We start from the raw sequence: 26,539 nt of genomic DNA, 5'->3' as shown, positions 1-26,539 counted from the left end.
CGCGGGACAAGTCGGCCCTTCAGGAGAGCTGCGGCAGCACCTCGCGCTCGAAGAGCTCGATCTCGGTGGTGTCGTAGGCGGCGTTCGGGAAGTAGAAGATCCCGTAGCCGAGGCCCAGCTCCTGCATGCGCTGCAACCGGTCGACGATCTGCGCCGGGGTGCCCACGGCGAGCGAGCGCTCCGGCCGATACTCGGCGACGAAGCCGTCCGCCCGGTCGCCGAGATAGGGCCGCACCCGGGCGTCGAGGCGCTGGCGGGCGGCATCGAGATCGGATTCCTTCTCGACGACGAGCACGTTGTAGTTCGCGCTGCGCACGATGGCGTCGAAGTCAGTGCCGAGCGCGTCGCAGTGCGCCCTGAGGATCACGCTCTTGGCCGCAAAGCCCTCGGGCGAGCCGTCGAAGTTGGTGTAGCTCGCATACTTCGCGGCGATCTTCAGAGTGACCTTCTCGCCGCCGCCCGCGATCCAGAACGGGATGCCGGGCTTCTGCAGCGGCTGCGGGTAGAACAGCGCGCCGTCGACGTCGTAGCGGGTGCCGTGGAAAGTCGCGGTTCCGGTCGTCCAGGCCTGGTGCATGATCTCGACGCCCTCGCGCAGCGCGACGAGACGCTCCGGCGCCTGGGGGAACCCGTAGCCGTAGGCGCGCCACTCGTGCTCGTACCAGCCGGCCCCGATGCCCATCTCGACGCGGCCGCCCGAGACGATGTCGACGGTGGTCGCCACCTTGGCAAGATAGGTCGGCTCGCGGTACTGGATGCAGGTGCACATCTGCCCCAGCCGCACCCGCGAAGTGGACGCGGCGAAGGCCGCCATGAGGGTCCACGCCTCGTGGGTCGCCTGGTCGCTCGGCACGGGCACGGTGTGGAAGTGGTCGTTGACCCAGATGGACTCCCACAGCGGGTTCGCGTCGGCGCGGGCGGCGAGCGAGTGCATCGTCTGCCACTGCTCGGCGGGGTCGATGCCGACGAGGTCGTGACGCCAGCCCTGAGGGACGAAGATTCCTGCGCGCATAGTCGAATCGTATGCGCGCGGTGCGCCAAGGCGATCGATCCAGTGGACCGGTCGCGCGCCCCGCGACAGGCGGCGGTCGAATTGCCACGGAAGATCCGCAACACGCCGCGCCGGATTTGACCCTGCCCCGACAAGCGACTGGGATGGAAACCGCCCACCTCCGACAACTGCTCCGCCTGCCATGACCGCACCACGTTCTGCCGCCTCCCCCGCCCGAGTGGGCGCGTTCGACGGCATCCGAGCTCTGGCGGTGATGGCGGTCATCGCCTTCCACTACGCCCCTCAGGCGCTGCCCGCGGGCTTCATCGGCGTCGACGTGTTCTTCGTCCTCAGCGGATTCCTCATCACCGGCGGTCTGCTGCGCCCTGGCGCGCTCGCCGCGGGCGCGCTGCGCCGGTTCTGGGTGCGCCGCGCCCGGCGTCTCCTGCCCGCGCTCGGGCTGCTCGTGCTGTGCTGCGGCACGGCGGCGCTCGTCATCGCGGGCGACCCGACGGTGCACTTCGGCTACCAGGTGCTCGCCGCCGCCGGATTCTTCAGCAACTGGCTCCTCATCGGCCAGGACAACGGCTACTTCGCGCAGAGCGCTCCGCCGCTCTTCCAGAACCTCTGGTCGCTCGCCATCGAGGAGCAGTTCTACCTGCTCTGGCCGCTGCTCGTCGTCGCCATCCTGCTGCTGCGCCGCCGGGGGGTGCGGGTGGGCGTCGTCACCGCCGGCGCGCTCGCGTCCGTCGCGGCCATGCTGCTCTACGCGCTCGTCCTCGGCGACTCGGGCCGCGCCTACTACGGCTCGGACAGCCACGCTTTCGGCCTGCTCGCCGGCGGCGCCCTCGCCTTCGCGCTGAGCGGCCGCGATGGTGCCTCGCGCGCCGAGCGCTGGATCTGGTCGGCCGTCGCACCCGTCGCCCTCGCCGGGCTGGCCGCCCTCGCGGTGCTCTCGGGTGGTGACCCTGCCGGCCTCGCCACTGCGACCCCGTTCGCGACACTGCTCGCGGTGGCCCTCGTCGCCGCGATGTCGCGCGGGGCCGGCGCCGTCTCGACTGCGCTCGCCTGGGCGCCGCTGCGCTGGATCGGCGAGCGCTCCTACGGCCTCTACCTTTGGCACTGGCCAGTGCTTCTGCTCGCGCAGACAGCGCTGCCCGGCGACGCCGGTGTGTCGGCCTGGCTGCCTGGCGCCCTAGCACTCGCGCTCACCGTGGCCGCGGCAGCGCTGTCGTTCACCTTCGTCGAGCAGCCGATCCTCCGCGGCGGATTCCGCCAGGCCTACCGCCGTGTCGCCGACGCGCCTGCCCGTCGCAACCAGCCCGCGATCGCGGTCGGCGCCCTCGCGCTCGCCGTCGCCTGCACGGCCACGCTGCTCACCTGCGCGGCCGCCCCGAGCCAGACGGCCGCGCAGCAGCAGGTCGACGACGGTCTCACCGCGATCCAGGCGGCATCGGCCGACACCGCGGTGCCGGCTCCCAGCGCGCTCATGGCCGCACCCGAGACGCTGCCCGATCTCATCACGGCGACAGCCGTGCCGATCACGCATCCGGCACCGACGACACCGACGGCACCGACGCCTGCGCCCAGGCCCGCTCCCCAGCCCGCGCGGCCGGCGATGAACTGGCGTGCGCCGAAGGGTTCGCAGATCACGGCGATCGGCGACTCGGTCATGCTCGCGGCGGCCCGTGGGCTGCTCGGCGCCTTCCCCGGCATCCGCATCGATGCCGCCGTCTCGCGCCAGCCGTACACCGCGCCCGCGGTGCTCCAGCAGCAGGCATCCGGCGGCCTCCGTCCCGTCATCCTCATCGGCCTGGGGACGAACGGATTCATCACCCCGGGCACCCTCGCGCAGCTCCGGAAGATCGCCGGTCCTCACCGCCTGCTCGTCTTCGTCAACCTGTTCGTCGACCGGCAGTGGGAAGAGCCCGACAACGCGCTGCTCACCTCGTTCGTCGAGCACGACAAGCACGCTGTGCTCGTCGACTGGCACGACGCCATCGCGAAGCGCACCGACCTGCTCGGGCCGGACGAGATCCATCCCGGGCCGACGGGGGGCGAGCTCTATGCGTCGATTGTGAAAGCTGCGCTGAAGGACTCGTAGACGCCCCGTTTCCGAGTCTTCCGCGGCCCCTGGGCTGCCGGCCCTGTGCTGCGGCGCGCGCTATCTGCTGTAGTTGGGAGCCTCGACGACCATCTGGATGTCGTGCGGATGGCTCTCCTTGAGGCCTGCCGCAGTGATCCGGACGAAGCGGCCCCGCTCTTTGAGTTCGGGAACCGTGCGCGCGCCGACGTAGAACATCGTCTGCCGCAGTCCACCGAGCAGCTGGTATACGACGGAGCCGACGCCGCCCTTGTAGGGCACCTTGCCCTCGATGCCCTCGGCGATGAGCTGGTCGTCGCTCGGCACGTCGGCCTGGAAGTAGCGGTCGCGCGAGTACGACGTCTTCTCGCCGCGGGTCTGCAACGCACCCAGCGAACCCATGCCGCGGTAGGCCTTGAACTGCTTGCCATTGACGTAGATGAGCTCGCCCGGGGCCTCGTCGGTGCCCGCAAGCAGCGAGCCGAGCATGACCGTGTCAGCGCCCGCGACGAGCGCTTTCCCGATGTCGCCCGAATACTGCAGACCGCCGTCGGCGATGAGCGGGACGCCCGCCGCGCGCGCAGCGAGAGAGGCCTCGTATACCGCGGTGACCTGGGGCACGCCGACGCCGGCGACGACTCGGGTGGTGCAGATCGAGCCCGGGCCGACGCCCACCTTGACGGCGTCCGCGCCCGCGTCGATGAGCGCCTGGGCGCCGGAGCGGGTGGCGACGTTGCCGCCGATGACGTCGACGCCCGCGAAGGCGGGGTCGGACTTGATGCGCGCGATGATGTCGAGCTCGCCGCGGCTCTCGCCGTTGGCGGTGTCGACGACGATGACGTCGACACCCGCGTCGACGAGGGCCTTCGCGCGATCCCACGCGTCGCCGAAGAATCCGATCCCAGCGCCCACGCGCAGTCGGCCGGCCTCGTCCTTGGTGGCGAGCGGGTACTTCTCGCTCTTGTCGAAGTCCTTGACGGTGATGAGCCCCCGAAGCTTGCCGGACTCGTCCACCAGCGGAAGCTTCTCGATCTTGTGCTGCGAGAGCAGTGCGAGGGCATGGTCGGGGTCGATGCCGACCGGGGCCGTGACGAGCGGCGCCTTCGTCATGATGTCGCCGACGCGCACCGATTCGGCCTCGAACGGGGAGACGAAGCGCATGTCGCGGTTGGTGACGATGCCGACGAGGGTGCCGTCGTCGGACACGACGGGCAGACCGGAAATGCGGAAGTCGCGGCAGAGCTTGTCGACCTCGGCGACGGTCGCGGCGGCGGTGGTCGTCACGGGGTTCGTGATCATGCCGGACTCGGAGCGCTTGACCTTGTCGATGATCGCGGCCTGGTCGTCGATCGACATGTTGCGGTGCACGATGCCGATGCCGCCGCTGCGGGCCATGGCGATCGCCATGCGTCCCTCTGTCACGGTGTCCATCGCGGCCGACAGCAGCGGCGCATGCACCGAGATGCGCTTGGTGAGGCGGGATGCGGTGTCCGCCTCGCTGGGGATGACATCGGTCGCTCCGGGCAGGAGCATCACGTCGTCGTAGGTGAGACCGAGGAGTCCGAAGGGGTCACGCTCTTCCATAGCTCATCGTAACGTGGGCTCCTTCGGATCTATTTCATGCGAACGCATCCTTCTGTCCGGATTGCGCCCCGGTTCACGGGGATCGCGCCCGGCGCCGCCTGCCCTCGCGCCGGCTACTCCCTAGCCGCGTCCACATCGGCGGCAAGCGTGCCGAGATAGAGCTCGATGACCTTGGGATCGTCGGCGAGCTCCCGCCCAGTGCCGGTGTACGAGTTGCGGCCCTGGTCGAGGACGTAGCCGCGGTCGCAGATCTGCAGGCAGCGGCGCGCGTTCTGCTCGACCATGACGACCGTCACACCGGTGCGGTTGATCTTGCGGATGCGGATGAACGCCTCGTCCTGACGAACCGGGGACAGACCGGCGGATGGTTCATCGAGCAGCAGCACGCTCGGCTCCATCATGAGCGCGCGCGCCATGGCGAGCGACTGCCGCTCGCCTCCGGAGAGCCCGCCCGCGCGCAGCCGACGCCGCTCGCCGAGGATCGGGAAGAGGTCGTAGATGACCTCGAGCCGCTCCTTCAGCTTGTGCGGGCGCAGATAGAGGCCCATCTGCAGGTTCTCCTCGATGGTGAGGCCGGGGAAGACGTTGTCGGTCTGGGGCACGAAACCGACGCCGGCCTCGACGAGCTTGTTCGCCTTGAGATTGGTGATGTCCTGGCCGTTCAGCGTCACCGTCCCCGAGCGGACCGGCACGAGGCCGAACAGCGCTTTGAGCAGCGTCGACTTGCCGGCCCCATTCGGGCCGATGATGCCGATGAGTTCGCCGGGATAGGCCTGCAGGCTGCTCCGATCGAGGATGTTGACGCCCGGCAGGTACCCGGCCACGAGCTCCTGGGCGTCGATCACGGGCGCGCCGCCACCGGTGTAGGCGACCATCAGTTCTCCTCGCCTTCTGCCTCGCGGACCGCTTCCACGTACTCCTCGAGCTTCTCCTCTTCGACCTCGCGCTCGGTCTCTTCGACTTTCGCCAGCTCGTCGAAATCCTCCTCGAGCAGGGCGTCGTCGCCGAGATCCTGGTCGTGATGCGACCCGAGGTAGGCGTCGATGACGGCCTGGTTCTTCATGACGCTGCCCGGCCGACCCTCCGCCACGATCTTGCCCTCGGCCATGACGACCACCCAGTCGGAGATGTGCTGGACCATGTGCATGTCGTGCTCGACGAAGAGCACGGTCGTGCCCCGATCGCGAAGATCCTGGATGTGGCCGAGCAGTGACTGCGTGAGCGCCGGGTTGACCCCGGCCATCGGCTCGTCGAGCATGATCATCGCCGGGTCGCTCATGAGCGCGCGGGCCATCTCGAGGAGCTTGCGCTGGCCGCCCGAGAGCGACCCCGCGTAGTCCTCGCGCTTGTCGTGCAGCGTGAAGCGTTCGAGCAGCTCGTCCGCCTTCTCGACGAGCTGCTTCTCGCGGCCCGTCCAGCTCGGCCAGAACACCGACCTCAGCAGGCGCTCGCCGGCCTGCGCCTGCGAGCCGAGCAGCATGTTGTCGAGTACGGTCATCGCAGACAACGCCTTGGTGAGCTGGAACGTGCGCACCATCCCCGCGCGCGCCACCTTGAACGAGCTCGCCGAGGCGATCGTCTCCCCCTGGAAGCGCCAGCGCGCCTCCTTGGCGCTCGGAGAGTCGAATCCGGTGATGATGTTGAAGAACGTCGTCTTGCCCGCGCCGTTGGGGCCGATGAGCGCCGTGATCGCCCCGCGCTGCACCTCGAGGTGCTCCACGTCGACGGCGGTGATACCGCCGAAGCGCCTGGTGATGCGGTCGACGATGAGGATCGGCTCGGGTTTTGCCGAACCGGGCAGTTCGTCGACCGTCGCGAGTTCCGCGCGCAGCGCAGTCCGGTCGTAGGGGTAGTCGGTCATGTCAGCCAATGAAGTTCAGCTCCCGCTTGTTTCCCAGGATGCCCTGCGGTCTGAAGATGACGAGCAGCATGAGTCCGACGCCGACGAGGATCCACACGAACTGCGGAATCTGAGTCACGTTCATCACGGTGTGCGGAACGTACGTCGTGACGACATCAGTGAGGATCGTGGTGAAGACGAAGTAGAGCAGTGATCCGAGGATCGGGCCGAACACCGTCGCCGCGCCGCCGAGCAGGAGACACGTGTAGATGAGGAAGGTCTGCGAGCGCCCCAGGCCGTCGGCCTGGACCGAGCCGGAGAGCACGTAGAACACTCCACCCAGCGCGCCGAAGACGGCGCCGATGATGAGGCTCTGCATCTTGACGAGGTTGACGTTCTTGCCGAGGCTGCGCACGGCATCCTCGTCCTCACGAATACCGCGCAGCACGCGGCCCCACGGGCTCTTGACGAGGAGCAGCGCAATGAGCGCGATGATGACGACGGCGCCCCAGGAGACGATGCGCAGCCACCAGCTGTCGCCGCCCGTGTAGGGAGCCGTCAGTGGGCCGAGGCTGAGCGTGCCCTCGTGCGGAAGCGGCGAGAGCGCGACGAACGGACCCTGGAACTTGAATCCCTGGATGCCGACCGGGCCGCCGGTGAGGCTCTGCAGTGCCGGGCTGTCGCCGATCATGCGGATGATCTCGGCGAACGCGATGGTCACGATGGAGAAGTAGTCGCCGCGCAACCGCAGGGTCGGAAGGCCCAGGATGAGTGCCGCGATGATCGCCACGACGATGGCCACGAGCAGGCCGAGCCAGAAGTCGCCCGAATACTCCACGGTGATGGCGAAGCCGTAGGCGCCGAGCAGCATGAAGCCCGCCTGGCCGATGTTGATGAGGCCCGTATAGCCGAAGTGCAGGTTGAGGCCGATCGCGGCCAGCACGAAGGCCGCGGTGACCGCGGAGACCAGCGAGCCGCCGGCATCGGTGAGCAGCTGTACGAGGAATTGTCCGAAGTCCATGGTGCCTCCCTTAGCCGACCCGCTGACTGCGGCCGAGGATGCCCTGCGGCCGGAAGATGAGGATCACGATGAGCACGAGAAGCGCGGTCGCGTACTTGAGATCACCCGGCAGGATGATGCCGGTCATCTGCACCACGATGCCGATGATGAGGGAGCCGACCAGAGCACCGAAGGCGGTGCCGATACCGCCCAGTGTGACGGCGGCGAACATGAGCAGCAGGATGCTGAGGCCGGTCGACCAGTTGATGCCGTTGTTCACGAGGGCGTACAGCGCGCCGGACAGCGCGGCGAGTCCCATCGACACCGTCCACACCAGGCGGATGATCCGGTTGTTGTCGATTCCGGATGCCGCGGCCAGCGCCGGGTTGTCGGCGACGGCACGCGTAGCGCGGCCGATGCGGGTGCGGGTGAGAGCGAGCCCCACGAGGACGAGCACGACGATGGAGACCCCCATCGACCAGTAGCCGGACGGCGTCAGGTAGAGCGGGCCGCCGATCTGCTGGATGTCGGCCGTCACGGGAAGCGGCAGCGCTCCGAAGAAGAACTGGTACAGGTACTGCAGGGCGAACGAGAGCCCGATGGACACCAGCATCAGCTGGCTGATTCCGATGCCCTTGCGTCTGAGGGGAGCCCAGATCGCGAGATCCTGGACATAGCCGCTGGCGGCTCCGACGACGACCGCCATGAGGGAGGCGAGGACGAAGTTCCACCCGAGCTGCAACGAGAAGATGTACGCCATGAAGCCACCGAGCGTCACCTGCTCGCCGTGGGCGAAGTTGGAGATCCCCGTCGTGCCGTAGACGAGCGAGAGCCCGATGGAGGCGAGCGCGAGCAGCAGGCCGAGCAGCAGGCCCTGGGTGAACGCCTGCCAGACGAGCTGTCCGGTCGTCGAGGGCCCGATGTCGTTCGACTGCGAGCCCGTGCCGTGGCCGGCGAGCGCGATGATGACCGGTTTCAGCGCGCCGAGCTGGACGTTCTTCGCCGTCGTCGTCGGTGAGGCGATGGTGACGCCGCTCGGCAGCGTCGCCGGGTCGATGGCGATCCGGTAGTCGCCGGCGGCGGTGCCGGCGAATTTGAAGACGCCCGTCGCGTCGGTGGTGACGGACGCGCTCGCCCCGCTGGGGTCGGTGGCGGTCACCTTGACTCCGGCGACCGCGTTGCCGTTGTCGTCGCGCAGGGTGCCCTGGATGCAGGCGGTGGTGGGATCCGGCTGGCAGCTGGCACCGGCGGTGACGCCCCCTGCGGCGAACGAGGCCGTCGCGAAGCCGAGTACGAGCGCGATGCCCACGGCCGCTGCGACGATCCCGCGTCGCAGCAGGCTGGTGCTGAGGTTTCGCAATGAATACGGGCCTTTCAGGACACGGGGCGGGGGCCGGCCATGCCAGCCGACCCCCGCCCCGTGTCGCTCAGTGGTTCGTCGCTCAGTGGTTCGTGTTACTTCGCGCTGTTGACCGAGGTCACCGGCTGCGGCGTGTTCGTGCTGTCGAACTTGTACAGCGTCACGTAGCCGCTCGACGGGTCGTGACCCGAGTTGAGCGGGCCGATGCCGGTGACACCGATGTAGTGGACCTGCTTGCCGGCCTTGATGGCCGCAAGGCCATCGGCGTAGGTCTTCACATCGGTGAGGCCCGTCGCCGGCGTCACCGTCGGAGTCACGCCGTTCTTGGTGAAGGCATCCTGCGCACCCGTGATCGGAAGGATGTACTTGACGAAGTCGGCCGGGTTGTTCGAACCCGCTTCGTCCGCCGCGAGGGCCAGGATGATCGTCGCGTCGTAGGACTCCGGAGCGTAGACGAAGCCCTTGTCGATCGTCGCGCCGTTCTCATTGGCCTTGTACCAGTTGTTGAGAAGGGTCTGGAAGTCCGACGTCGGGTTGATGCCCTGTGCCGTGCCCTGAGCACCCGCGAGGTTGCCGACCGTCTTGTCGTAGGACGACAGGTTGCCATCGATGAAGTACGCGTTCTTGAAGGCGAACCCGGCCGACGCGAGCGCCGGGAGGATCTGCGTCGTCTGCGCCTCAGCGTCGATGACGATGGCGTCCGGCTTCGTGGCGAGCGCTGCCGACACGATCGGGGCGAAGTTCGTCTCGGTCTGCGAGAACTCCTGGTTCTTTCCGGTGCCGCCGTAGGTGACCGACGCGCCGTTGGACTCGAGGACCTTCTGGATCGCGTCGCGGAGGTTCGTCGTGTAGGCCTCGCTCGCGGTCAGGATGGCGATCTTGGTGTGGCCGTCGGCGACGATCTGCGCGCCGAGGACGTTGCCCTCGACCGAGTTCGGCACCGGGTCGCGGAAGTACCACTTCGAGGCGCCGGTCAGAGCGTCCGAGGTGTTCGCCGGCGAGAACATGACGATGCCCGCCGCGTCGACCGTCGGCAGCACGTCAAGCGTCACGCCCGAGGACTCGGCACCGAGGATGGCGGAGACCTTCGAGCTGATGAGCTTCTTGATGTTCGGCTCGGCGATGGTCTGCAACGCCGTCGCGTCGCCCGAGTCGACCGAGATGACCCGGGCCGGCTTGCCGTTGACGCCGCCGGCCGCGTTGATCTCCGACAAGGCTTCGCCGGCTCCGGCGACGGCGGCCGGGCCGAGCGAGGCCAGCTGGCCGGTCAGCGGGAGGAACGTGCCGAGCACGAAGTTGGTCGACGAGTCCTCGCCGGCCGCGGGGGCCGAGGCGGCCGGAAGGGCAGCGCCGGCAGCGCCGGTCGACCCCGAGGGGGACGAGGACGACGGCGACGACGAACACGCCGCCAGGAAGAGCGCAAGGGCGACGGCACCGGCTGCGCCGGCCACCGCCTTGCCGCGCGAGGAGAGAGTACTCACGTTGGGGGGAGCCTTTCATGTGATTGATGGGCAGGAAGGCGGGGTGCATCCGCCGGTTCTTCGCAAGTTACTCACGTTATGTTTCGGTCGCATGACATCGTGTAACAGCTGGTCATGTGAGGCTAAGTTGTGACTTTCCGGCTCGCCGTCGCGGCATCCGTCGTGATGAAGACGAGCGCGACCCACACCAGCGCGAAGCCGGTCCAGCGAGCCGCCGACATCGGCTCGTGGAGGAGGAGCACGCCGACGAGCAGCTGCATGATCGGCGTCAGATACTGGATGAGACCGGTCCACACCAGCGGGATGCGGCGCGCCGACGCGGCGAAGAGCAAGAGCGGGACGGCCGTCACCGGGCCGGCGAGCATGAGCAGCACCGCGTGCCAAACCCCCGCCGTGCCGAAGGTCACGCCGCCGCCGAACGCCGCGATGAGGCCCAGCACCCCGGCGGCCACCGGGGCGAGCCACACCGTCTCGACGAGCAGGCCCGAAACGGCGTCGACGCTGGCGCCGACCTTGCTCTTGAGCAATCCGTAAAACCCGAACGAGAAGGCGAGCGACAGCGCGATCCAGGGGAACTGCCCGTAGGCGACGACGAGCGCGGCCACGGCGACGAGGCCGATCGAGACGGCGAGCCACTGCAGGCGGCGCAGGCGCTCGCCGAGGAAGACGACTCCGAGGACGATCGTGACGAGCGGGTTGATGAAGTAACCCATCGCCGCCTCGGTGACCTTGCCCGTTGTCGAGGCGTAGACGTACACCTGCCAGTTGACAAAGACGATGGCGGCCGCGGCGGCGAGCAGGCCGAAGAGCCTGGGCGTGCGCCAGACGGCGAAGAAGCTGCCCCAGGTGCGGGTGACGGTGAGCAGCCCCGCGCAGAGCACGATCGACCAAAGAACCCGCCAGGCGACGATCTCGAACGCGCCCGCGGGGGCGAGCAGCTGCAAGTAGATCGGCAGCAGACCCCAGAGGAAGTACGCGCCGAGGCCGTACGCGATTCCCGGACGACGTTGAGAGGTCAGGTCGGAGGGCATCCCCAAAACGCTTCAGGCCCGGGCGCATGGCCCGGGCCTGAAGCGTTTCGCAGCGTGATGCGGCTAGTGGACGACGATGGCGAGCACGTCGCGGGCTGAGAGGACCAGCAGGTCGTCACCGCCGTACTTGACCTCGGTGCCGCCGTAGCGCGAGTAGATGACCTTGTCGCCGACGGCGACGTCGAGCGGAACGCGGTTGCCGTTGTCGTCGATGCGGCCGGGGCCGACGGCGACGACCTCGCCCTCCTGCGGCTTCTCTTTGGCGGTGTCGGGGATAACGAGACCCGACGCGGTGGTCGTCTCTGCCTCGACCTGCTTCACAACGATGCGATCTTCGAGCGGCTTGATGGAGACCGACACGGTGACCTCTTTCTTGTACGGTGTACTTCAAGACACGGGTTAGCACACTCGCATGGAGAGTGCTAAAGCGAGTGTAGGCCGAGGACTGGCACTCCCGCAACGCGAGTGCCAAACGTTGACGTCATCAGGTGAGGCGGTCGGATGGATCGCGATGAGCTCGTCGAGCTGCTGAGCCCGACCGGCCTCGACCTGCTCGACGAGCTGCCACCCTACTCGTCGCAAGCCGATGTCGTGAAGCTCGTCTCCGCGCTGCGCACCGCCGGACATCCGCCAGGCCTCGTGGCAGCTGTTCTCACCCAGGCGAAGCTGCGCGCCAAGGCGGGTGGGCCGCACGGAAAGTTCGGCGAGTTCGCCGCACGGATGCTCTTCACCGACACCGGCCTCGAGCAGGCCACCAGGCTCGCGGTCGCCGGCCGCCACGCCGCGCGCTTCCGCTCAGCCGGCCTGTCACGCGTGGCGGATCTCGGCTGCGGCATCGGAGGCGACGCGCTCGCGATGGCGGCGCTCGGACTCTCCGTCATCGCGGTGGAACGCGACGAGGTCACCGCCGCCATCGCGGCGTACAACCTCGCTCCCTTCGAGAACGCTGTCGTCGAGCACGGCGACACTGCCGACTTCGACCTCGCGCGGGTCGACGGCGTGTTCTTCGACCCGGCCCGGCGCACCGCCGGGCACACCGACACCCGACGGTTGACCGATCCATCCGATTACTCCCCCGCGCTCGGCTCGGTGTTCGCCACCGCCACGCGCGTCCCCACCGGGGTCAAGCTCGGGCCGGCCTTCGACCGGGACGCCATCCCGGCGGATGCCGAGGCCCAGTGGGTATCCGTCGACGGCTCCGTCGTCGAGCTCGGGCTCTGGTTCGGGGCGCTGGCACGAGGCGGTGTGAAGCGGGCGGCGCTCGTCGTGGCGGGATCCGGCGCGAGCGAGCTCACCGGCGCGAGCGACGCCCCCGATGAGGAGGTCGGCGCGCTCGGCGGGTATGTGTACGAACCCGACGGCGCCGTCATCCGCGCCCGTCTCATCGGCGATCTGGCGCGCCGGCTCGACGCCCACCCGGTCGGCGCGGGCATCGCCTACCTCAGCGGCGAGACGCTCGCTGCGACGCCGTTCGCCACAGCTTTCCGGGTAGTCGAGGAGCTGCCCTTCGCCGAAAAGGCTCTCGGAGCTGCTCTGCGCGCGCGCGGCGTCGGGCCTCTCGAGATCAAGAAGCGCGGTGTCGACGTCGATCCGGCGGTGCTGCGGCAGCGCCTCAGGCTGCGCGGCACCCTGCCCGCGACGATCATTCTCACCCGCGTCGCCGGACGGCATACCGCACTGCTCGTCGCGCGGGTCTGACCGAGGGCTGCTACGGGGTGGCGTAGTTCGGAGGGGGCCCCGGCGACTCCAGGGCAGCCCACGGGATCCACACCGCGAACGCGAAGAGCAGCAGGAAGATCCCGATGATCCCCAGGGCAATCGCGGCGTAGCCGATGATGACGCCCGCGAGTGCGAGCCCCCTGCCGCCCTCGCCGGTGCGCTGAATCTGGGAGAGGCTGAGATGCCCGAGGATGACGCCCGCGATAGGTGCCGCGATAGGAATGAGGCCGACGACCCCGACGAGCGAAGCGATGAACGAGATCACCGCCAGCGGGTTGGTGCGCGGCCCATAGAACCCGGGCGGCGGCGGATACCCGCCCGGCGGGCCATACGGCGGCGGCGAGTACGCGGGGAACTGCGGCGGCTGATCCGAGTCAGACACCCTCTTACCGTACCTGGATCTCGGTGACAGGCAAGGTCGAATCCGCGCCGAACGAGAGGGTCGACGGCGCGTGCCCGGCCATGACGAGCTGCGCACCAAGCGCAGCGATCATCGCCCCGTTGTCCGTGCACAGCGAAAGGTGCGGGATGCGCAGGGTCAGCCCGGCAGCGTCCGCGCGCTGCTGTGCGAGCTCGCGCACCCGGGCGTTGGCGGCGACGCCACCCCCGAGGAGCAGGCGCGGCACACCGCGATCGAGACAGGCGGCGACGGCCTTGGAGATGAGGACATCGGCGACGGCCTCGCGGAAGCTCGCCGCCACGTCGGCCACCGGAACGCTCTCGCCGGCATCCTCGCGCTGCTCCACCCAGCGCGCGACGGCGGTCTTGAGTCCCGAGAACGAGAAGTCGTAGCGGTGCCTCTCGAGGTCCTTCGGCAGGCTGAGCCCGCGCGGGAAGCGGATCGCCGCCGGGTCGCCGCCCTGCGCCGCGCGGTCGATCTGCGGTCCGCCGGGGTAGGGCAGGCCGAGGACGCGCGCGACCTTGTCGAAGGCCTCCCCCGCCGCATCGTCGATGGTCTCACCGAGCAGTTCGACATCGCTGACCAGATCGCGCACGTGCAGCAGGCTGGTGTGGCCGCCTGAGACGAGCAGCGCGATGGTCGGCGCGTCGATCGCGTGGCCCGGGCCACCGCCGGCATCGAGGACGTCGGCGCCGACGTGCCCCACCAGGTGGTTGACCGCGTAGAGCGGGGTGTCGAGGGCGACGGCGAGCGCCTTCGCCGCGCCGACGCCGACCATGAGCGCGCCGGCGAGTCCCGGACCGCTCGTCACGGCGATCGCGTCGAGGTCGGCGAGGTCGACGGATGCCGTCGCCAGCGCCTCCTTCAGCGTCGGGATCAGGGCTTCGAGGTGCGCACGGGCGGCGACCTCGGGGACGACGCCGCCGTAGCGGGCGTGCTCGTCCATGCTCGAGGCGATCGCGTTGGCGAGCAGCCGGGTGCCGCGCACGATGCCGACACCCGTTTCGTCGCAGCTCGTCTCGATGCCGAGCACGAGCGGATCAGATTCGCTCACCGCAATGTCGCTTTCATCGTGTAGGCATCCGTGTTCGACGGCTGGTAGTAGCCGGGCCGGGTGCCGACGACCTCGTAGCCGAGGGAGCGGTAGAGGCTCTGCGCCACCGCGTTGTCGACGCGCACGTCGAGGAACATCTGCCGGACCCCCAGCTCGGCGGCGCGCTCGTGCGCGGCCTCGAGCAGGCCGCGGCCCAGCCCGCGGCCGCGAGCGGTCTGGGCGACGGCCAGGGTCTGAATGTCGCCGTCGCCACTGCCGGGAACGACGCGCAGTCCGACGTAGCCGATGACGGCTCCGTCGTCGTCGACCGCGACGAGGTAGTTGCCGAAGTCGCTCTCCAATTCGGCCTGGAACCCCTGGCGGCTCCAGGCTTCGAGGCCGAACACCGTGTTCTCGATGACCATGATCTCGTCGAGGTCGGCGCTGGACGCGGGGCGGAGCGCGGTCATCCGGTCACCCGCTTGGGTCCATTCGACGGGGTCACATCCGGCGAGCGCAGGTACAGCGCCTCGTCCTTCGCGAACGCCCGCTGGTGCAGGTGGGTGAGCCCGGCGAGCACTCCAAGGGACCCGGCCGAGCACGCGGCGGCATCGAACCGCGGCACATCGCGGTGCGGCAGCTCGTCGGGCCGGCTGAGTCCCGGTCCACCGCTGCGCAGCGGGATGCCGAACTCGTCGACCCCCCCGTAGAGGCTCCAGTACACCTCGCGGCGCCGAGCGTCGGTGACGACGAGGAGCGGCCCCGCGTGGCCGGCGCGGTAGCGCTCGAACGCGAGGGCGTCGTGGCTGGCGAGCGGCAGGACCGGCTTGCCCGCGCCGAAGGCGAAGGCCCGCGCGGCGGCGATGCCGACGCGCAACCCCGTGAACGGGCCCGGCCCCATACCGGCCGCGACCCCGCTGAAGGCCGCGATCGGGATTCCCGACACCGCGAGCGCCTCGGCGATGGCATCCCCCACCACTTCGGCGTGGCGCATGGTCTCGGCCGAGCCGACCTCGGCGAGCACCCTGCCGCCGTCGACGACGGCGACCGAGGTCCCGGCGGAGGTGTCGATCGCGAGCAGCACGATCCCACGCTACCTAGGGGCGCCGCACGATCGCGACGGTGCGCGGTTCGTCGCCGCCGACCTCGACCGCTGCGCCCGCCGCCTGGCCGGCCGGACGGTCGATGAGCACCTCGATCCATTCGTCGGTGATGCCGTCGAGCATCCCCGCACCCCATTCGACGACGACGACCGAGCCAACGAAGTCGAGGTCGAGGTCGTCGAGTTCGCGAGCGCTCGCGAGCCGGTACGCGTCGACGTGGACGAGCGCCGGCCCGCCGACGAGCGAGGGGTGGGTGCGGGCGAGGACGAAGGTCGGGCTCGTGATGGGTGCGCGCACTCCGAGCGCCTCGCCGACGCCGCGCGTGAGCGTGGTCTTGCCGGCGCCCAGCGGCCCGCTGAGGACCACGAGGTCGCCGGCGCCCAGCGTCCGGCCGAGACGGCGGCCCAGCGCCTCCATCTCGGCCGCGGTGGCGACGGAGTGGGTGCCGAGCAGGGAGTCCGTCACGGCTCCAGCCCGCGGTAGCTGCGCGCCACACGGCCGCCGACGCGTGTGACGATCTCATAGTTGATCGTTCCGGCCGCCTCGGCCCAGTCCTCCGCCGTGGGCACGCCGAGAGCGCCGTCGCCGAAGAGCACGACCTCGTCGCCGACGGCGACCGGGGCATCCCCGACATCGACGACGAACTGGTCCATTGCGATCCTCCCCGCCACGGGATGGGTCGCACCGGCGATGGCGACCCTGGCCCGATTCGATGCCGCGCGCGGCACGCCCTCGGCGTAGCCGAGCGGTACCAGAGCGAGCGTGGTGTCCTTCTCGCACTCGTAGGTGTAGTCGTACGAGACGCGGGTACCCGCCGCGACGCGCTTGACCGCGGCAACGCGACCGCGCAGCGTCATCGCGGGGCGCAGCCCGAGGTCGGCGGCGCTCGCCTGCGCGGGAAACGGCGACAGTCCGTAGATCGAGATGCCGAGGCGGACCGCGGTGTAACGGGATTCGGGTTGCCGGATCGCCGCGGCGGAGGCGGCCGCGTGCACCAGGTCGGGCTCGATGCCGAGCTCGCGGGCGAGCGCGATCCCTTCGTCGAATCGCCGGAGCGCCTCGGAGTCGTCCTCGATGGTCGCATTGGAGACGTGCGTGAACAGCCCGACGACGTCGACCTCGCGGCCGAGTCCGAGCTCGGCGGCCCGGGCGAGGGCGCTCTCCCAGTCGGCGCGCGGGAATCCGTTGCGGCTGAGCCCCGTGTCGAGTTTGAGCTGCACGCGCGCCGGTCGTCGCGCTGCGCCCGCGGTCCGCGCGACCTGCTCGAGCTGGTCGAGCGACGAGAGGCCCACGTCGATGCCGGCGTCGATCGCGGTGGCGAATGTCTCGCCCGGGGCGTGAAGCCACGCCAGGATCGGCGCCTCGATGCCCGCCTCGCGCAGCTCGAGCGCTTCGGCGATGTCAGCCGTTCCAAGCCAGTCGGCTCCGCCAGCCAGCGCAGCACGCGCTGCGGCGACAGCGCCGTGCCCGTACGCGTTCGCCTTGACGACGGCGATGAGGTGCTCGGTTCCCACGAGCGCGCGCAGCGCGCGCACATTGGCCGCGATGGCACCGAGGTCGATGACGGCCTCCCGAAAGACCGGCTCAGGCATCCGCGCCCTCGGCGACGACGAAGGCGCACGCCACCCCGGCGTCGTGGGTGATGCTGAGGTGCAGTCTCCGGATGCCCTGCGCGGCGACCACCGCAGGCGCGTCGCCGCGCAACTCGAAGTCCGGGTCGCCGTGCTCGTTGTTGACGACGGTGATGTCGGCCCAGCGCATCCCCTGATCACGGCGGCCCAGGGCCTTGACGAGAGCCTCCTTCGCGGCGAATCGCCCCGCGAGGGATCGCACCGGCAAGGCACGTTCGCTCTCCGCGAACAGCCGCTCGAGCAGCTTCGGCGTCCGCGCGATCTGCTCCTCGAAGCGCGCGAGGTCCACGATGTCGACCCCGATGCCCGCGATCACTACTCGACCGTGACGCTCTTGGCGAGATTGCGAGGCTGGTCCACGTCCAGCCCCTTGGCGCTCGCGAGCTCGAGGGCGAAGATCTGCAGCGGAACGACGGCGAGCAGCGGCTCGAAGAACGGGCCGGCGAGCGGAATGGGCAGCACCTCGTCGGCGAACGGCAGCACCGCGACGTCGCCGAGCTCGGCGATCGCGATGACGCGCGCGCCCCTGGCGCGGATCTCCTGGATGTTCGAGATGACCTTCTTGTGCAGCTCCGCGTCGCCGCGCGGGCTCGGCACGACGACGAACACGGGGATACCGGGCTCGATGAGCGCGATCGGCCCATGCTTGAGCTCGCCCGCCGGGAATCCCTCGGCGTGAATGTAGGCCAGTTCCTTGAGCTTGAGCGCCCCCTCGAGCGCGACAGGGTAGCCGACGTGCCGGCCGAGGAAGAGAACGGCCCGTGTGTCCGCCATCCAGTGCGCGAGCTCCGCGATCCTCTCGTGGGTCTCGAGCACCTGCAGCATCTTGCCAGGGACCGCCTGAAGCTCGACGAGCAGCGCCTGGCGCTCCGCGGCGGTGAGCGTGCCGCGCAGCTTGGCGAGTTCGAGCCCGAGGAGGTAGATCGCGGTGATCTGCGCGACAAATGCTTTCGTCGACGCCACCGCCACCTCGGGTCCGGCGTGCGTGTAGAGGGCGGCATCGGACTCGCGCGGGATGCTCGAGCCCTGGGTGTTGCAGATCGAGAGCGTCCGCGCGCCTCGCTCTCTGGCGTACTTCACCGCCATGAGGGTGTCCATGGTCTCACCCGACTGGCTGATCGACACGACGAGCGTCCCCGGCGTGAGGATCGGATCGCGGTACCGGAACTCGTGGGCGAACTCGACGTCGACGGGCACCCGAGCCCATTTCTCGATCGCGTAGACGCCGAGGCGGCCCGCATGCGCCGCCGTCCCTGCGGCGACGAAGAAGATCCGATCGACGCCGTCGAGCACCCCGTCGAGCTCGGGCATCCGCACATCGCCCTCGTGTACCCGCCCCAGCAGAGTGTCGGCGACGGCGGTCGGGTCTTCGGTGATCTCCTTGAGCATGAAGCTCGACCAGCCGCCCTTATCGGCGGCTGCCGCGTCCCAGGTCACATCGAACGGCTCGACCTCGGCCGGATTCCCCGCAAAATCCGTCACCGTGACGGAGTCCGGTGCGATGACGACGATCTGGTCCTGGCCGATGGCGACGGCCTTGCGCGTGTGCTCGACGAAGGCCGCGACATCCGAGGCGAGGAAGTTCTCGCCCTCGCCGAGCCCGATGACAAGAGGCGAATTGCGCCGGGCGCCGACGACGATGCCGGGTTCGTCCTGGTGCACCGCGAGCAGCGTGAAGGCGCCTTCGAGGCGGCCGACGACGGCCCGGAACGCCTCCACGAGCGAGCCGAGCCGGCGGTACTCGCGGCCGAGCAGCACCGCGGCGACCTCGGTGTCGGTCTCGCTCGCGAACTCGAAGCCCTCGGCGAGGAGTTCGGTCTTGAGCTCGGTGAAGTTCTCGATGATGCCGTTGTGAACGAGGGCGAGTCGACCATCATCGCCGAGATGCGGGTGCGCGTTGCCGTCGGTGGGGCCACCATGGGTCGCCCACCGGGTGTGGGCGATGCCCGTCGCTCCATCCGGAATGGGGTGCGCCCGCAGCGCGTCCTCAAGAACGCCGAGCTTGCCGGCGCGCTTGGCCGCGTGCAGCACGCCCGAGGGGTCGATGACGGCGACACCTGCGGAGTCGTAACCCCGGTATTCGACGCGTTTCAAGCCCCCGAGCAGCACCTCGAGGGAACGCTCGCGGCCGACGTACCCCACGATTCCGCACACCAGACCGAGTTTACGTCGGGCATCTGCCGTTGCCTGGGAGCACGGGCCGCAGCGCCTAGCATTGGGCTCATGGGCGATTCAGCGCTCCAGGCGCAGGCCACCCCCTTCGTCGCGCTCGATCGCGCCGACTGGGCCCGTCTCGCCCGCAACACTCCGCAGCCCCTCACCGAGATCGAGGTCGTGCAGCTGCGCGGGCTCGGCGACTTCCTCGACATGCGCGAGGTCGCCGAGGTCTACCTTCCGCTGTCCCGACTGCTCAACCTTTACGCTGCTGGAACCCAGCAGCTTCATCGCGCGACGAGCGACTTCCTCGGCGAGCGCACCGAGAAGGTGCCGTTCATCATCGGCGTCGCTGGCTCCGTCGCGGTCGGCAAGTCGACGGTGTCCCGCGTGCTGCGCGAACTGCTGCGCCGCTGGGAGGGCACGCCTCGCGTCGAGCTCGTCACGACCGACGGATTCCTCTACCCCAACGCCGAACTCGAGCGCCGCGGCATCCTCGACCGCAAGGGATTCCCCGAGTCCTACGACCGCCGTCGTCTGCTGCGTTTCCTCACCGAGGTGAAGAGCGGCGTGTCCGAGGTGCGCGCGCCCTACTACTCGCATGTGGTCTACGACATCGTGCCCGACGCCCAGATCGTGCTGCACCGCCCCGAGGTCCTCATCGTCGAGGGGCTCAACGTGCTGCAGCCGGCCATGACCGGATCGCTCTCGGTGAGCGACTTCTTCGACTTCTCGATCTACGTCGACGCCCGTACCCGCGACATCGCGAACTGGTTCGTCGAGCGGTTCCGGACGCTCCAGCAGAGCGCGTTCACCGACCCGTCCTCGTACTTCCACCGCTTCAGCGGCCTCACTGAGGAGGAGGCCACGGCGGCCGCGTTGGGCTACTGGGGAGAGATCAACGAGCCGAACCTCAAAGCGAACATCCGTCCGACCCGCTCACGGGCGAAGCTCGTGCTGCGGAAGGCCTCGGACCACACGGTCGCCACTGTTCTGTTGCGCAAGCTCTGACGAGCTTGCGGCCGCGCCGGTCCCCGCCCGGCGCTGGTCGTCGCGCGAAGCGGCGAGCCAGTCGCCGACTCGCCATGGCTGAGCCAATGGACGGGCCCCCGGTCGGCTGCAGCTGCCGTGCACGGGTGCATCCTCGACGCGCTGATGGTCGTGGTGCGTTGCCTACACGACGGGGGCGGCGAGGCACTCCCGGACGACGTCGGCGAGGTGCTCGGCATGACGGTTCGCGGTGTCGTGGTCCGCCGCTTCGACCATGACTCGGACCATCGGCTCGGTGCCCGAGGGGCGCAGCAGCACCCGGCCGCTGTCGCCTAGCTCGGCCTCGGCCTGCGCGACGGCGGCGGCGACGCGCTCGTCGCCCGCGAGCGCCAGGCGGTCGACCCCGCGCACGTTGATGAGCACCTGCGGGAAGACCGTCATGACGGAGGCAAGCTCGGCGAGCGACTTGCCGGTGCGCGCCATCTCCGCGAGCAGCGTGAGGCCGGTGAGCAACCCATCGCCCGTTGTGGCGAACTCGCTGAGGATCACGTGACCGGACTGCTCGCCGCCGAGTGAGTAGCCGCCCTCGTTGATCTTCTCGAGCACGTAGCGGTCCCCGACGCCGGTCGTGACGACCTCGATCCCCTGCTCGTGCATCAGCCGGTGCAGGCCGAGGTTGCTCATCACGGTCGTGACCAGAGTGTCCTTCGCGAGCTTGCCGCGCTTCTTGAGCGAGAGGGCCAGGATCGCCATGACCTGGTCGCCGCTGATGGCGTTACCGTCCGCGTCGACGGCGAGGCAGCGGTCCGCGTCGCCGTCGTGGGCGATGCCGACGTCGGCGCCGTGCTCGAGCACGGCCCGGGCGAGGTTGTCGATGTGGGTCGCCCCCACGCCGTCGTTGATGTTGAGCCCGTCGGGCTCGTTGGCGATGACCGTCACCTTCGCGCCGGCGAGGGTGAAAACTTCGGGCGAGACGCCGGAAGCCGCGCCATTGGCGCAGTCCAGCACCATGTGGATGCCGTCGAGTCGATACGGCAGCGCGCGCATGAGGTGCAGGATGTAGCGGTCCTCGGCATCCGCGAACCGGCGGATGTGCCCGACATCGCCGCCGGTCGGCAGCAGCTTCGGCCCATCCAAGGCTGTTTCGATGCGGTCCTCGACGATGTCGGGGAGTTTGGTGCCTCCACGGGCGAAGATCTTGACGCCGTTGTCGGGGGCGGGGTTGTGCGAGGCCGAGAGCATGACGCCGAAGTCGGCGTCGCTGTCAGCGACGAGGAACGCGGTCGCCGGCGTCGGGATGACCCCGGCGTCGAGCACGTCGATGCCGGACGCCGCAAGCCCTGCGGACACCGCGGCGACGAGGAACTCGCCGCTGATACGGGTGTCGCGGGCCACGACGGCCGTGGGCCTCCTGCCCTGGGCGCGGCGCTCGTCCGCATGACGACCCCTGAGGAGGACGACCGCGGCGGACTGTGCGAGGCCGAGCGCCAGGTCGGCAGTGAGGACAGGGCCGTTCGCGAGCCCGCGAACGCCGTCGGTGCCGAACAGGCGAGGCATGACTGGCACGCTAGCGCGTGATCAGCGCTTGCTGAACTGCGAAGCCTTGCGAGCCTTCTTGAGACCGGCCTTCTTGCGCTCGGTCACGCGCGCGTCGCGGGTGAGAAAGCCCGCCTTCTTCAGTGCCGCACGGTTGTTCTCGCGGTCGATCTCGTTGAGCGCGCGCGCGACCGCGAGGCGCAGCGCACCCGCCTGACCGGAAGGGCCGCCGCCGCTGATGCGCGCGACGATGTCGTACGAGCCGATGAGGTCGAGCACCTTGAACGGGTCGGTGATGAGCTGCTGGTGCAGCTTGTTCGGAAAGTAGTCGGCGAACTCACGGCCGTTGACGGTAATGGTGCCGCTGCCCGGGACGAGACGGACGCGGGCGATGGCCTCCTTGCGGCGGCCCACTGCGGCACCGGGGACGGTGAGCGGGGCACGGGGAGCCGTCGGCGCGGCGGCCGGGGTCTCGGTGGTGAAGCTCTCGACGATGGTCGGGTCGAGCTGGTCTGCGATCTCTGCCACGGAAATGTCCTCTAAGTCTGTTCCGGCGCCTACTGGGCGACCTGCGTGAAGGTGTAGGGCTTGGGTTGCTGCGCGGCATGCGGGTGCTGCTCACCCGTGTACACCTTGAGCTTGCCGAGCTGGGCGCGGCCGAGGGAGTTCTTCGGGAGCATGCCGCGGATCGCCTTCTCGACGGCGCGAACCGGGTTCTTCTCGAGAAGCTCGGCGTAGGACGTGGCCTTGAGGCCGCCCGGGTAGCCGGAGTGGCGGTACGCGATCTTCTGAGCAGCCTTCTGGCCGGTCAGCGCGACCTTCTCGGCGTTGATGATGATGACGAAGTCGCCGGTGTCCATGTGAGGGGCGAAGGTCGGCTTGTTCTTGCCGCGGAGGATCGCGGCGGCGTGGCTGGCCAGGCGGCCGAGCACCACGTCAGTGGCATCGATGACGACCCAGTCGCGCTGGATCTCGCCTGCCTTGGGGCTGTACGTGCGCGTCACAGTAGTGGCTGCTTTCTGTCGGAGTTGGGTTGGTCGTGAATCCCGCTCCGGTGAGGGATTCGAACGACGACGCCGCGCGAACGCCTCGGTGGAGGGCTCAACTTCCTGGGTGTCGGCGGCGGGCGCAGGCACCAAGGGGATAGCCTACGCCAGCGGAGTCGGACCCTCAAATCCGCCTTCAGCGACGATCCCTCGTCTGCTCGGCGCGGCCTGACCGCGGCGGGTCAGGGTTCGAGGCAGCACGTGGTATTTCGGGATCCTCCGCCAAGGATGGAGTGAGGTTACTGCTGCCTGGCGGTCCACTCGGAAGACGTCTGAGTCGACGGCGCAAGTTCTACCGCTTGGAGGAGCCCCTTCGCGCACCTACTCCGCGAAGGCAGAGCGTCGTAAGGACAGCGCCTGAGACGACGAGAACGATGCCGGCAGCGAGCGTCCATAACGGCCCATCCGTCAACGCCCAGACGATTGCGGCAAGACCGAGCACTGCCCAGATGATCGCCAAAACGGCTACCGCGACCAGAATGATGTGGCGAGCTCGTCCTGATCGCCTCGGCGATATGGAACTCTGTGACTCCTCGCGCACAAGCGCATCAGGCTCGCCCAGGCCAGCGATTGCGCTGAGCATGTCGCGCGCATCAGCGGATTCCGCTAGCGCGTCGTCGAGGTGTTCCACCACGGACGACCTCAGTGCTGCTCGGCGTTCGATCGGGAGGCTGCGCGCGGCGCGATCGAAGTCCTTCAGGTAATTGTCCCGAAGCCCTGCGGGTGTGTTGTTCTCCACTTTCAGTTCCTTTCCGAACCCTGCAGAATGCCGTCGAGCGCTCGCTTGAACTCTTCCCAGTCGACTCGAAAGTCGGCCAGTTCCTGTGCCCCCAGTGGCGTAAGCGAAAAGTAGCGACGTGGATGTGGGGATTCCGCCAGTGACCATTCACTGGCGAGGAGGTTGGCTTCCTCCATTCGGCTGAGCAACGGGTAAACAGCACCTTCTGGCGTTGACAGGGCACTGGAGGAGCGCAGTTCTTTCACAATCGACAACCCATACGTCGGCCCCTTACTCACGATCGCCAGAATCAGTTGCGTCAGAGCACCACGACGAAGCTGATTCGTAGTGTCACCGTTCGCCACACCACCATTGTACCTTGTAACGCAAAGTATCACCGTATTCAGAGTACTGGTTCGCACGGGGCTATCTTGCTAACTTGAACAAAGCACACAAATTGTGCGATCAAACTCGAAAAGAAGGTCAACATATGCACACGAAATGGAAGGCGCGATCCGGCTTCGGGGCCGCTGTTATCGGACTCGCAGTGACTGGGCTACTGATCGGGGGCCGGCAGGAGCCGCGCTGGCGGACAGCACCGGCGACGCCACAAGCTCAACCGGCGGCACCCTCGTGATCCGCACTCAGGCGCAGCCTGCCACCGCAGGCGTGGTCACCCCGCAGGTGTCCAGTTCGATGGCCGATGGAAACCACACCATCTCCGCCTCGAGCAGCGGCAACCACATCAGTAACTCGTTCAAGTCGACTGTCAATATCGCCAACTGGGGCACCTATGCTGAACTTCTTTCCGGCACGGCAACGACCAAATGGACGGGGTCGGGCAAGGGGACTGTCGACATCGACAATCATTACTGGGTAACCGGCTTGTTCGTGACGGTGAGCGTTCCCTTCGGCGCCTCGGGCAACATCTTCAACGAAGGTGTGGACTACAAGGGCCATCAAACAAATTCCACGAAGACGACCGACACCGCCAGCGGCGCGGTGTGGTCCGGGCCGCTCTTCACTTTCAACGAGAACGAGACGGCGGACTGGTCCGTCTCGGGCAACAGTTACCACCTGACCACCAACTAGCCAGGATGAGAAGGCAGCGCACGCGAAAACGTGTTCTCGTTGCTTTGACTGCGGCGGCGGCGGTCGTGCTTGCTTCGGCAGGCGCCGCCGTTGCCGCGATCAGCCAAGGTACGTCCAACCACCAGCCTCTCAGCGCCACATGCCAGAACGCCGAACGGGCCCAGCAGGCGGCAAGCGTTGCCGCGTGGACGAACGGCCCCTTGATATATCGAGATGTTGAGGATTTCAACGCGGACCCAAGCGTGTACCAAACGGTATGGACTCTTTTGCTCTCCAAGCTGTACGGGTACGCGATCCCGCCAATCGTCAGCACGTCCGCTCTCTCGCGATTCCTCGAACAGCACTGGTCCGACTCCGGCATAGACTCCATCGGAGATAGGGCTTCTGCTCTCTATCTGCTGACAAGTTCCGAGGACGCCTCTGCCCAGCTCGCGCGCCTGGTAGGCGAACAGGCTCGGATATTGACGTCGAATGGAGCCTTCGCAGGCCAGCCCTCCGATAAATCATCTCTATTGGCAACAGCTCGCGTAGCGCTTGCACTGGAGCGAGTCTCGGTTTCGATCCCGCAGACAGCGACGGACTACCTCAAGAGCGGGCTCCAGGCTGCGCTCAGCCGTGGCCACTCCACTCCGGAGCAAATTCAGGGCACATCTCTCGCGGCCGTCGCTTTGATCGAAGAGAACGACGCAACGGCGGTGATGCGGAGTGAGATGTCTATGCTTGCGGGCAAGTGGGCCGCGGAATTGACGGACACCCCACTCGACGAGACAACGCTTCCGGCGCTCGCAGCCCTGCATCAACTCAATGACGAGCTAGGGCAATCGAGTGACTTCGTAGCCTCAAGCCTCGCATCGAACATCGTCGCGTTTCCGGGCGGCTGGTTTGGATTCGCCGGGAGTACCGCCCCAGATCCTCAAATCACCTACTACCTGCACTATCTCGGTGGCGATACGCGCAAGCTCGACCTGACAAGCGGCGCCAGCGAACGAGGCTGGATGGCCCCGAGTGCACCGTCGCTCACTGCGAGCGGTGCCTGGGCATGGGTTGCTATGAAATGCGGTATCGACTACGGGGTCAGTCACTCATCGCTCGATAAGGCCCTTGGCCAAGAATTTGATAAGGATTCCCCAAGCCCGACCGAACTTCCGTACTGGTCAGAGCTGGCAGAGTACGCAGGCTATATGCCCTCGGACACCATGAAGCAGAAGCTTGCCCCGCTCCTGCGTTCGGCCGTGGCGCAAGACATTGCGTCGAACGACCTTATCTCGGCGGGCCGGGCGGTATCTGCTGCCGCCCGGCTCGGAATCCCCTCGCGCGGTTGGGTCTCTGACGTCTCAACGCATGCACTTGCCGCGCGCGTTGCGACAGGAGAGCCCTCTGTTCTGGACGTCTACCTGATCCAACTGCTAATAAGCGATTCGGCGACGGCCGAACCCGCAACCGAGGGCACATCGACTGAGCTTGCTGCGTCGCTCGTTCCACAAAGAAGCGGGGTGGCATACAAGCTGTCTGCCAAGTCGGCTGACGTCGATCTCGCATCCACGGCGCTCGCATCCGTCGTGCTTGCTTCGCCCGAGGACGCAAGGGAGCAAGCGGCTGCGACATTCGCATATGACGGCTGGTACTGCGATTCGCGCGCCGGAGGCAGATGCGTCGTGGGCATCGTGGACATCACGGCCGCGGTACTTCTCATCGACGGAAGGTTTGAACAGGATGGATTCATCTGGTGACGCGGGCTCCCCATCCG

Annotated in this window: 27 protein-coding genes; 5 read left to right on the top strand and 22 right to left on the bottom strand. The window is 68.3% G+C overall.

Annotation, left to right across the window (positions count from 1 at the left end; translation table 11 throughout):
- Nucleotides 1-19: 19 nt before the first annotated feature.
- Complete coding sequence (locus M7D61_RS00880; protein WP_298226645.1) at nt 20-1,012, bottom strand: LLM class F420-dependent oxidoreductase; 993 nt, start codon at nt 1,010-1,012, stop codon at nt 20-22.
- A gap of 181 nt (nt 1,013-1,193) precedes the next feature.
- On the opposite strand from M7D61_RS00880, the gene M7D61_RS00875 reads away from it, so the two are divergent.
- Nucleotides 1,194-3,095: an acyltransferase family protein gene (locus M7D61_RS00875; protein ID WP_298226643.1), complete on the top strand. Its 1,902-nt coding sequence runs from the start codon at nt 1,194-1,196 to the stop codon at nt 3,093-3,095.
- A gap of 60 nt (nt 3,096-3,155) precedes the next feature.
- Here M7D61_RS00875 and guaB read toward each other — a convergent pair whose 3' ends face one another.
- From guaB to groES, 8 genes are all read right to left on the bottom strand, one after another.
- On the bottom strand, nt 3,156-4,658 hold the full coding sequence (guaB, locus tag M7D61_RS00870) for an IMP dehydrogenase (RefSeq protein ID WP_298226641.1): 1,503 nt from the start codon (nt 4,656-4,658) through the stop codon (nt 3,156-3,158).
- A gap of 113 nt (nt 4,659-4,771) precedes the next feature.
- Nucleotides 4,772-5,533, bottom strand: a complete 762-nt coding sequence (locus M7D61_RS00865) for an ABC transporter ATP-binding protein (RefSeq protein ID WP_298226639.1) — start codon at nt 5,531-5,533, stop codon at nt 4,772-4,774.
- The gene (locus tag M7D61_RS00860) at nt 5,533-6,519 is read right to left on the bottom strand and encodes an ABC transporter ATP-binding protein (protein WP_298226637.1); all 987 of its coding nucleotides are present in this window, start codon (nt 6,517-6,519) and stop codon (nt 5,533-5,535) included. Before M7D61_RS00860 ends, M7D61_RS00865 begins: the two co-directional genes overlap by 1 nt.
- A 1-nt stretch (nt 6,520) precedes the next feature.
- The gene (locus M7D61_RS00855) at nt 6,521-7,519 is read right to left on the bottom strand and encodes a branched-chain amino acid ABC transporter permease (RefSeq protein ID WP_298226635.1); all 999 of its coding nucleotides are present in this window, start codon (nt 7,517-7,519) and stop codon (nt 6,521-6,523) included.
- Between the two features lie 10 nt (nt 7,520-7,529).
- On the bottom strand, nt 7,530-8,858 hold the full coding sequence (locus M7D61_RS00850; protein WP_298226633.1) for a branched-chain amino acid ABC transporter permease: 1,329 nt from the start codon (nt 8,856-8,858) through the stop codon (nt 7,530-7,532).
- Between the two features lie 95 nt (nt 8,859-8,953).
- A complete protein-coding gene (locus tag M7D61_RS00845; RefSeq protein ID WP_298226632.1) occupies nt 8,954-10,339 on the bottom strand; it encodes an ABC transporter substrate-binding protein in 1,386 nt (461 codons plus the stop codon).
- 122 nt (nt 10,340-10,461) lie between these two features.
- On the bottom strand, nt 10,462-11,370 hold the full coding sequence (rarD, locus tag M7D61_RS00840; protein WP_298226631.1) for an EamA family transporter RarD: 909 nt from the start codon (nt 11,368-11,370) through the stop codon (nt 10,462-10,464).
- Nucleotides 11,371-11,433: 63 nt separating this feature from the next.
- Complete coding sequence (groES, locus tag M7D61_RS00835; RefSeq protein ID WP_298226628.1) at nt 11,434-11,730, bottom strand: co-chaperone GroES; 297 nt, start codon at nt 11,728-11,730, stop codon at nt 11,434-11,436.
- 141 nt (nt 11,731-11,871) lie between these two features.
- Between groES and M7D61_RS00830 the strand changes: the two genes are divergently transcribed.
- The gene (locus M7D61_RS00830) at nt 11,872-13,068 is read left to right on the top strand and encodes a class I SAM-dependent methyltransferase (protein WP_298226626.1); all 1,197 of its coding nucleotides are present in this window, start codon (nt 11,872-11,874) and stop codon (nt 13,066-13,068) included.
- A gap of 10 nt (nt 13,069-13,078) precedes the next feature.
- On the opposite strand, the gene M7D61_RS00825 is transcribed toward M7D61_RS00830, so the two are convergent.
- The 8 genes from M7D61_RS00825 to glmS are packed head-to-tail and all read right to left on the bottom strand — an operon-like array spanning nt 13,079 to nt 19,410.
- Nucleotides 13,079-13,471, bottom strand: coding sequence for a DUF4190 domain-containing protein (locus M7D61_RS00825; RefSeq protein WP_298226624.1), 393 nt, complete (start codon nt 13,469-13,471; stop codon nt 13,079-13,081).
- Between the two features lie 4 nt (nt 13,472-13,475).
- Nucleotides 13,476-14,543, bottom strand: coding sequence for a tRNA (adenosine(37)-N6)-threonylcarbamoyltransferase complex transferase subunit TsaD (gene tsaD, locus M7D61_RS00820; RefSeq protein ID WP_298226622.1), 1,068 nt, complete (start codon nt 14,541-14,543; stop codon nt 13,476-13,478).
- Nucleotides 14,540-14,992, bottom strand: coding sequence for a ribosomal protein S18-alanine N-acetyltransferase (rimI, locus tag M7D61_RS00815; protein WP_298226620.1), 453 nt, complete (start codon nt 14,990-14,992; stop codon nt 14,540-14,542). Before rimI ends, tsaD begins: the two co-directional genes overlap by 4 nt.
- Complete coding sequence (gene tsaB, locus M7D61_RS00810) at nt 14,989-15,606, bottom strand: tRNA (adenosine(37)-N6)-threonylcarbamoyltransferase complex dimerization subunit type 1 TsaB (protein ID WP_298226619.1); 618 nt, start codon at nt 15,604-15,606, stop codon at nt 14,989-14,991. The genes rimI and tsaB overlap by 4 nt, the downstream gene beginning before the upstream one ends.
- Before the next feature lie 13 nt (nt 15,607-15,619).
- Nucleotides 15,620-16,042: a tRNA (adenosine(37)-N6)-threonylcarbamoyltransferase complex ATPase subunit type 1 TsaE gene (tsaE, locus tag M7D61_RS00805; RefSeq protein ID WP_298226754.1), complete on the bottom strand. Its 423-nt coding sequence runs from the start codon at nt 16,040-16,042 to the stop codon at nt 15,620-15,622.
- A gap of 44 nt (nt 16,043-16,086) precedes the next feature.
- Entirely contained in the window at nt 16,087-17,217 is a 1,131-nt protein-coding gene (gene alr, locus M7D61_RS00800; RefSeq protein ID WP_298226617.1) for an alanine racemase, read from the bottom strand.
- A complete protein-coding gene (locus M7D61_RS00795; RefSeq protein WP_298226615.1) occupies nt 17,210-17,572 on the bottom strand; it encodes a holo-ACP synthase in 363 nt (120 codons plus the stop codon). The genes alr and M7D61_RS00795 overlap by 8 nt, the downstream gene beginning before the upstream one ends.
- Nucleotides 17,572-19,410 carry a glutamine--fructose-6-phosphate transaminase (isomerizing) gene (gene glmS / locus M7D61_RS00790; protein ID WP_298226613.1) on the bottom strand — a complete coding sequence of 613 codons (1,839 nt, stop codon included), beginning with the start codon at nt 19,408-19,410 and terminating at the stop codon, nt 17,572-17,574. Before glmS ends, M7D61_RS00795 begins: the two co-directional genes overlap by 1 nt.
- A 69-nt stretch (nt 19,411-19,479) precedes the next feature.
- Here glmS and coaA point away from each other — a divergent pair, with 69 nt between their 5' ends.
- Nucleotides 19,480-20,421 (top strand): type I pantothenate kinase, encoded by a 942-nt coding sequence (coaA, locus tag M7D61_RS00785; protein WP_298226611.1) that lies wholly within the window; start codon nt 19,480-19,482, stop codon nt 20,419-20,421.
- Between the two features lie 162 nt (nt 20,422-20,583).
- Here the strand turns inward: coaA and glmM are convergent, their stop codons facing one another.
- The 5 genes from glmM to M7D61_RS00760 form a co-directional block, all read right to left on the bottom strand.
- Complete coding sequence (gene glmM, locus M7D61_RS00780) at nt 20,584-21,957, bottom strand: phosphoglucosamine mutase (RefSeq protein ID WP_298226609.1); 1,374 nt, start codon at nt 21,955-21,957, stop codon at nt 20,584-20,586.
- A 21-nt stretch (nt 21,958-21,978) separates the two neighbouring features.
- Nucleotides 21,979-22,464, bottom strand: a complete 486-nt coding sequence (gene rpsI, locus M7D61_RS00775) for a 30S ribosomal protein S9 (RefSeq protein ID WP_298226606.1) — start codon at nt 22,462-22,464, stop codon at nt 21,979-21,981.
- Nucleotides 22,465-22,493: 29 nt separating this feature from the next.
- Nucleotides 22,494-22,940, bottom strand: a complete 447-nt coding sequence (gene rplM, locus M7D61_RS00770; RefSeq protein ID WP_298226604.1) for a 50S ribosomal protein L13 — start codon at nt 22,938-22,940, stop codon at nt 22,494-22,496.
- Between the two features lie 334 nt (nt 22,941-23,274).
- Complete coding sequence (locus tag M7D61_RS00765; protein WP_298226602.1) at nt 23,275-23,721, bottom strand: hypothetical protein; 447 nt, start codon at nt 23,719-23,721, stop codon at nt 23,275-23,277.
- A 2-nt stretch (nt 23,722-23,723) separates the two neighbouring features.
- The gene (locus M7D61_RS00760; protein ID WP_298226600.1) at nt 23,724-24,065 is read right to left on the bottom strand and encodes a PadR family transcriptional regulator; all 342 of its coding nucleotides are present in this window, start codon (nt 24,063-24,065) and stop codon (nt 23,724-23,726) included.
- Between the two features lie 136 nt (nt 24,066-24,201).
- Here M7D61_RS00760 and M7D61_RS00755 point away from each other — a divergent pair, with 136 nt between their 5' ends.
- The gene (locus tag M7D61_RS00755) at nt 24,202-24,792 is read left to right on the top strand and encodes a hypothetical protein (RefSeq protein WP_298226598.1); all 591 of its coding nucleotides are present in this window, start codon (nt 24,202-24,204) and stop codon (nt 24,790-24,792) included.
- A gap of 5 nt (nt 24,793-24,797) precedes the next feature.
- Nucleotides 24,798-26,522 (top strand): hypothetical protein, encoded by a 1,725-nt coding sequence (locus M7D61_RS00750; RefSeq protein ID WP_298226596.1) that lies wholly within the window; start codon nt 24,798-24,800, stop codon nt 26,520-26,522.
- Nucleotides 26,523-26,539: the final 17 nt, after the last annotated feature.

Source organism: Gryllotalpicola sp. (genome assembly GCF_027352875.1).
Classification (GTDB): Bacteria; Actinomycetota; Actinomycetes; order Actinomycetales; family Microbacteriaceae; genus Gryllotalpicola.
The sequence above is the reverse complement of the archived record's forward strand: the minus strand, read 5'-3'. Positions and strand labels throughout refer to the sequence as shown.

Coding starts and splice junctions, on each gene's coding strand:
- M7D61_RS00860 (WP_298226637.1), bottom strand. CDS start 6,519: ATGACCGACTACCCCTACGACCGGACTGCGCTGCGCGCGGAACTCGCG.
- M7D61_RS00865 (WP_298226639.1), bottom strand. CDS start 5,533: ATGGTCGCCTACACCGGTGGCGGCGCGCCCGTGATCGACGCCCAGGAG.
- tsaE (WP_298226754.1), bottom strand. CDS start 16,042: ATGGAGGCGCTGGGCCGCCGTCTCGGCCGGACGCTGGGCGCCGGCGAC.
- alr (WP_298226617.1), bottom strand. CDS start 17,217: ATGCCTGAGCCGGTCTTTCGGGAGGCCGTCATCGACCTCGGTGCCATC.
- rarD (WP_298226631.1), bottom strand. CDS start 11,370: ATGCCCTCCGACCTGACCTCTCAACGTCGTCCGGGAATCGCGTACGGC.
- guaB (WP_298226641.1), bottom strand. CDS start 4,658: ATGGAAGAGCGTGACCCCTTCGGACTCCTCGGTCTCACCTACGACGAC.
- M7D61_RS00855 (WP_298226635.1), bottom strand. CDS start 7,519: ATGGACTTCGGACAATTCCTCGTACAGCTGCTCACCGATGCCGGCGGC.
- coaA (WP_298226611.1), top strand. CDS start 19,480: ATGGGCGATTCAGCGCTCCAGGCGCAGGCCACCCCCTTCGTCGCGCTC.
- M7D61_RS00755 (WP_298226598.1), top strand. CDS start 24,202: ATGGAAGGCGCGATCCGGCTTCGGGGCCGCTGTTATCGGACTCGCAGT.
- M7D61_RS00875 (WP_298226643.1), top strand. CDS start 1,194: ATGACCGCACCACGTTCTGCCGCCTCCCCCGCCCGAGTGGGCGCGTTC.
- glmM (WP_298226609.1), bottom strand. CDS start 21,957: ATGCCTCGCCTGTTCGGCACCGACGGCGTTCGCGGGCTCGCGAACGGC.
- M7D61_RS00880 (WP_298226645.1), bottom strand. CDS start 1,012: ATGCGCGCAGGAATCTTCGTCCCTCAGGGCTGGCGTCACGACCTCGTC.
- M7D61_RS00750 (WP_298226596.1), top strand. CDS start 24,798: ATGAGAAGGCAGCGCACGCGAAAACGTGTTCTCGTTGCTTTGACTGCG.
- M7D61_RS00830 (WP_298226626.1), top strand. CDS start 11,872: ATGGATCGCGATGAGCTCGTCGAGCTGCTGAGCCCGACCGGCCTCGAC.
- rimI (WP_298226620.1), bottom strand. CDS start 14,992: ATGACCGCGCTCCGCCCCGCGTCCAGCGCCGACCTCGACGAGATCATG.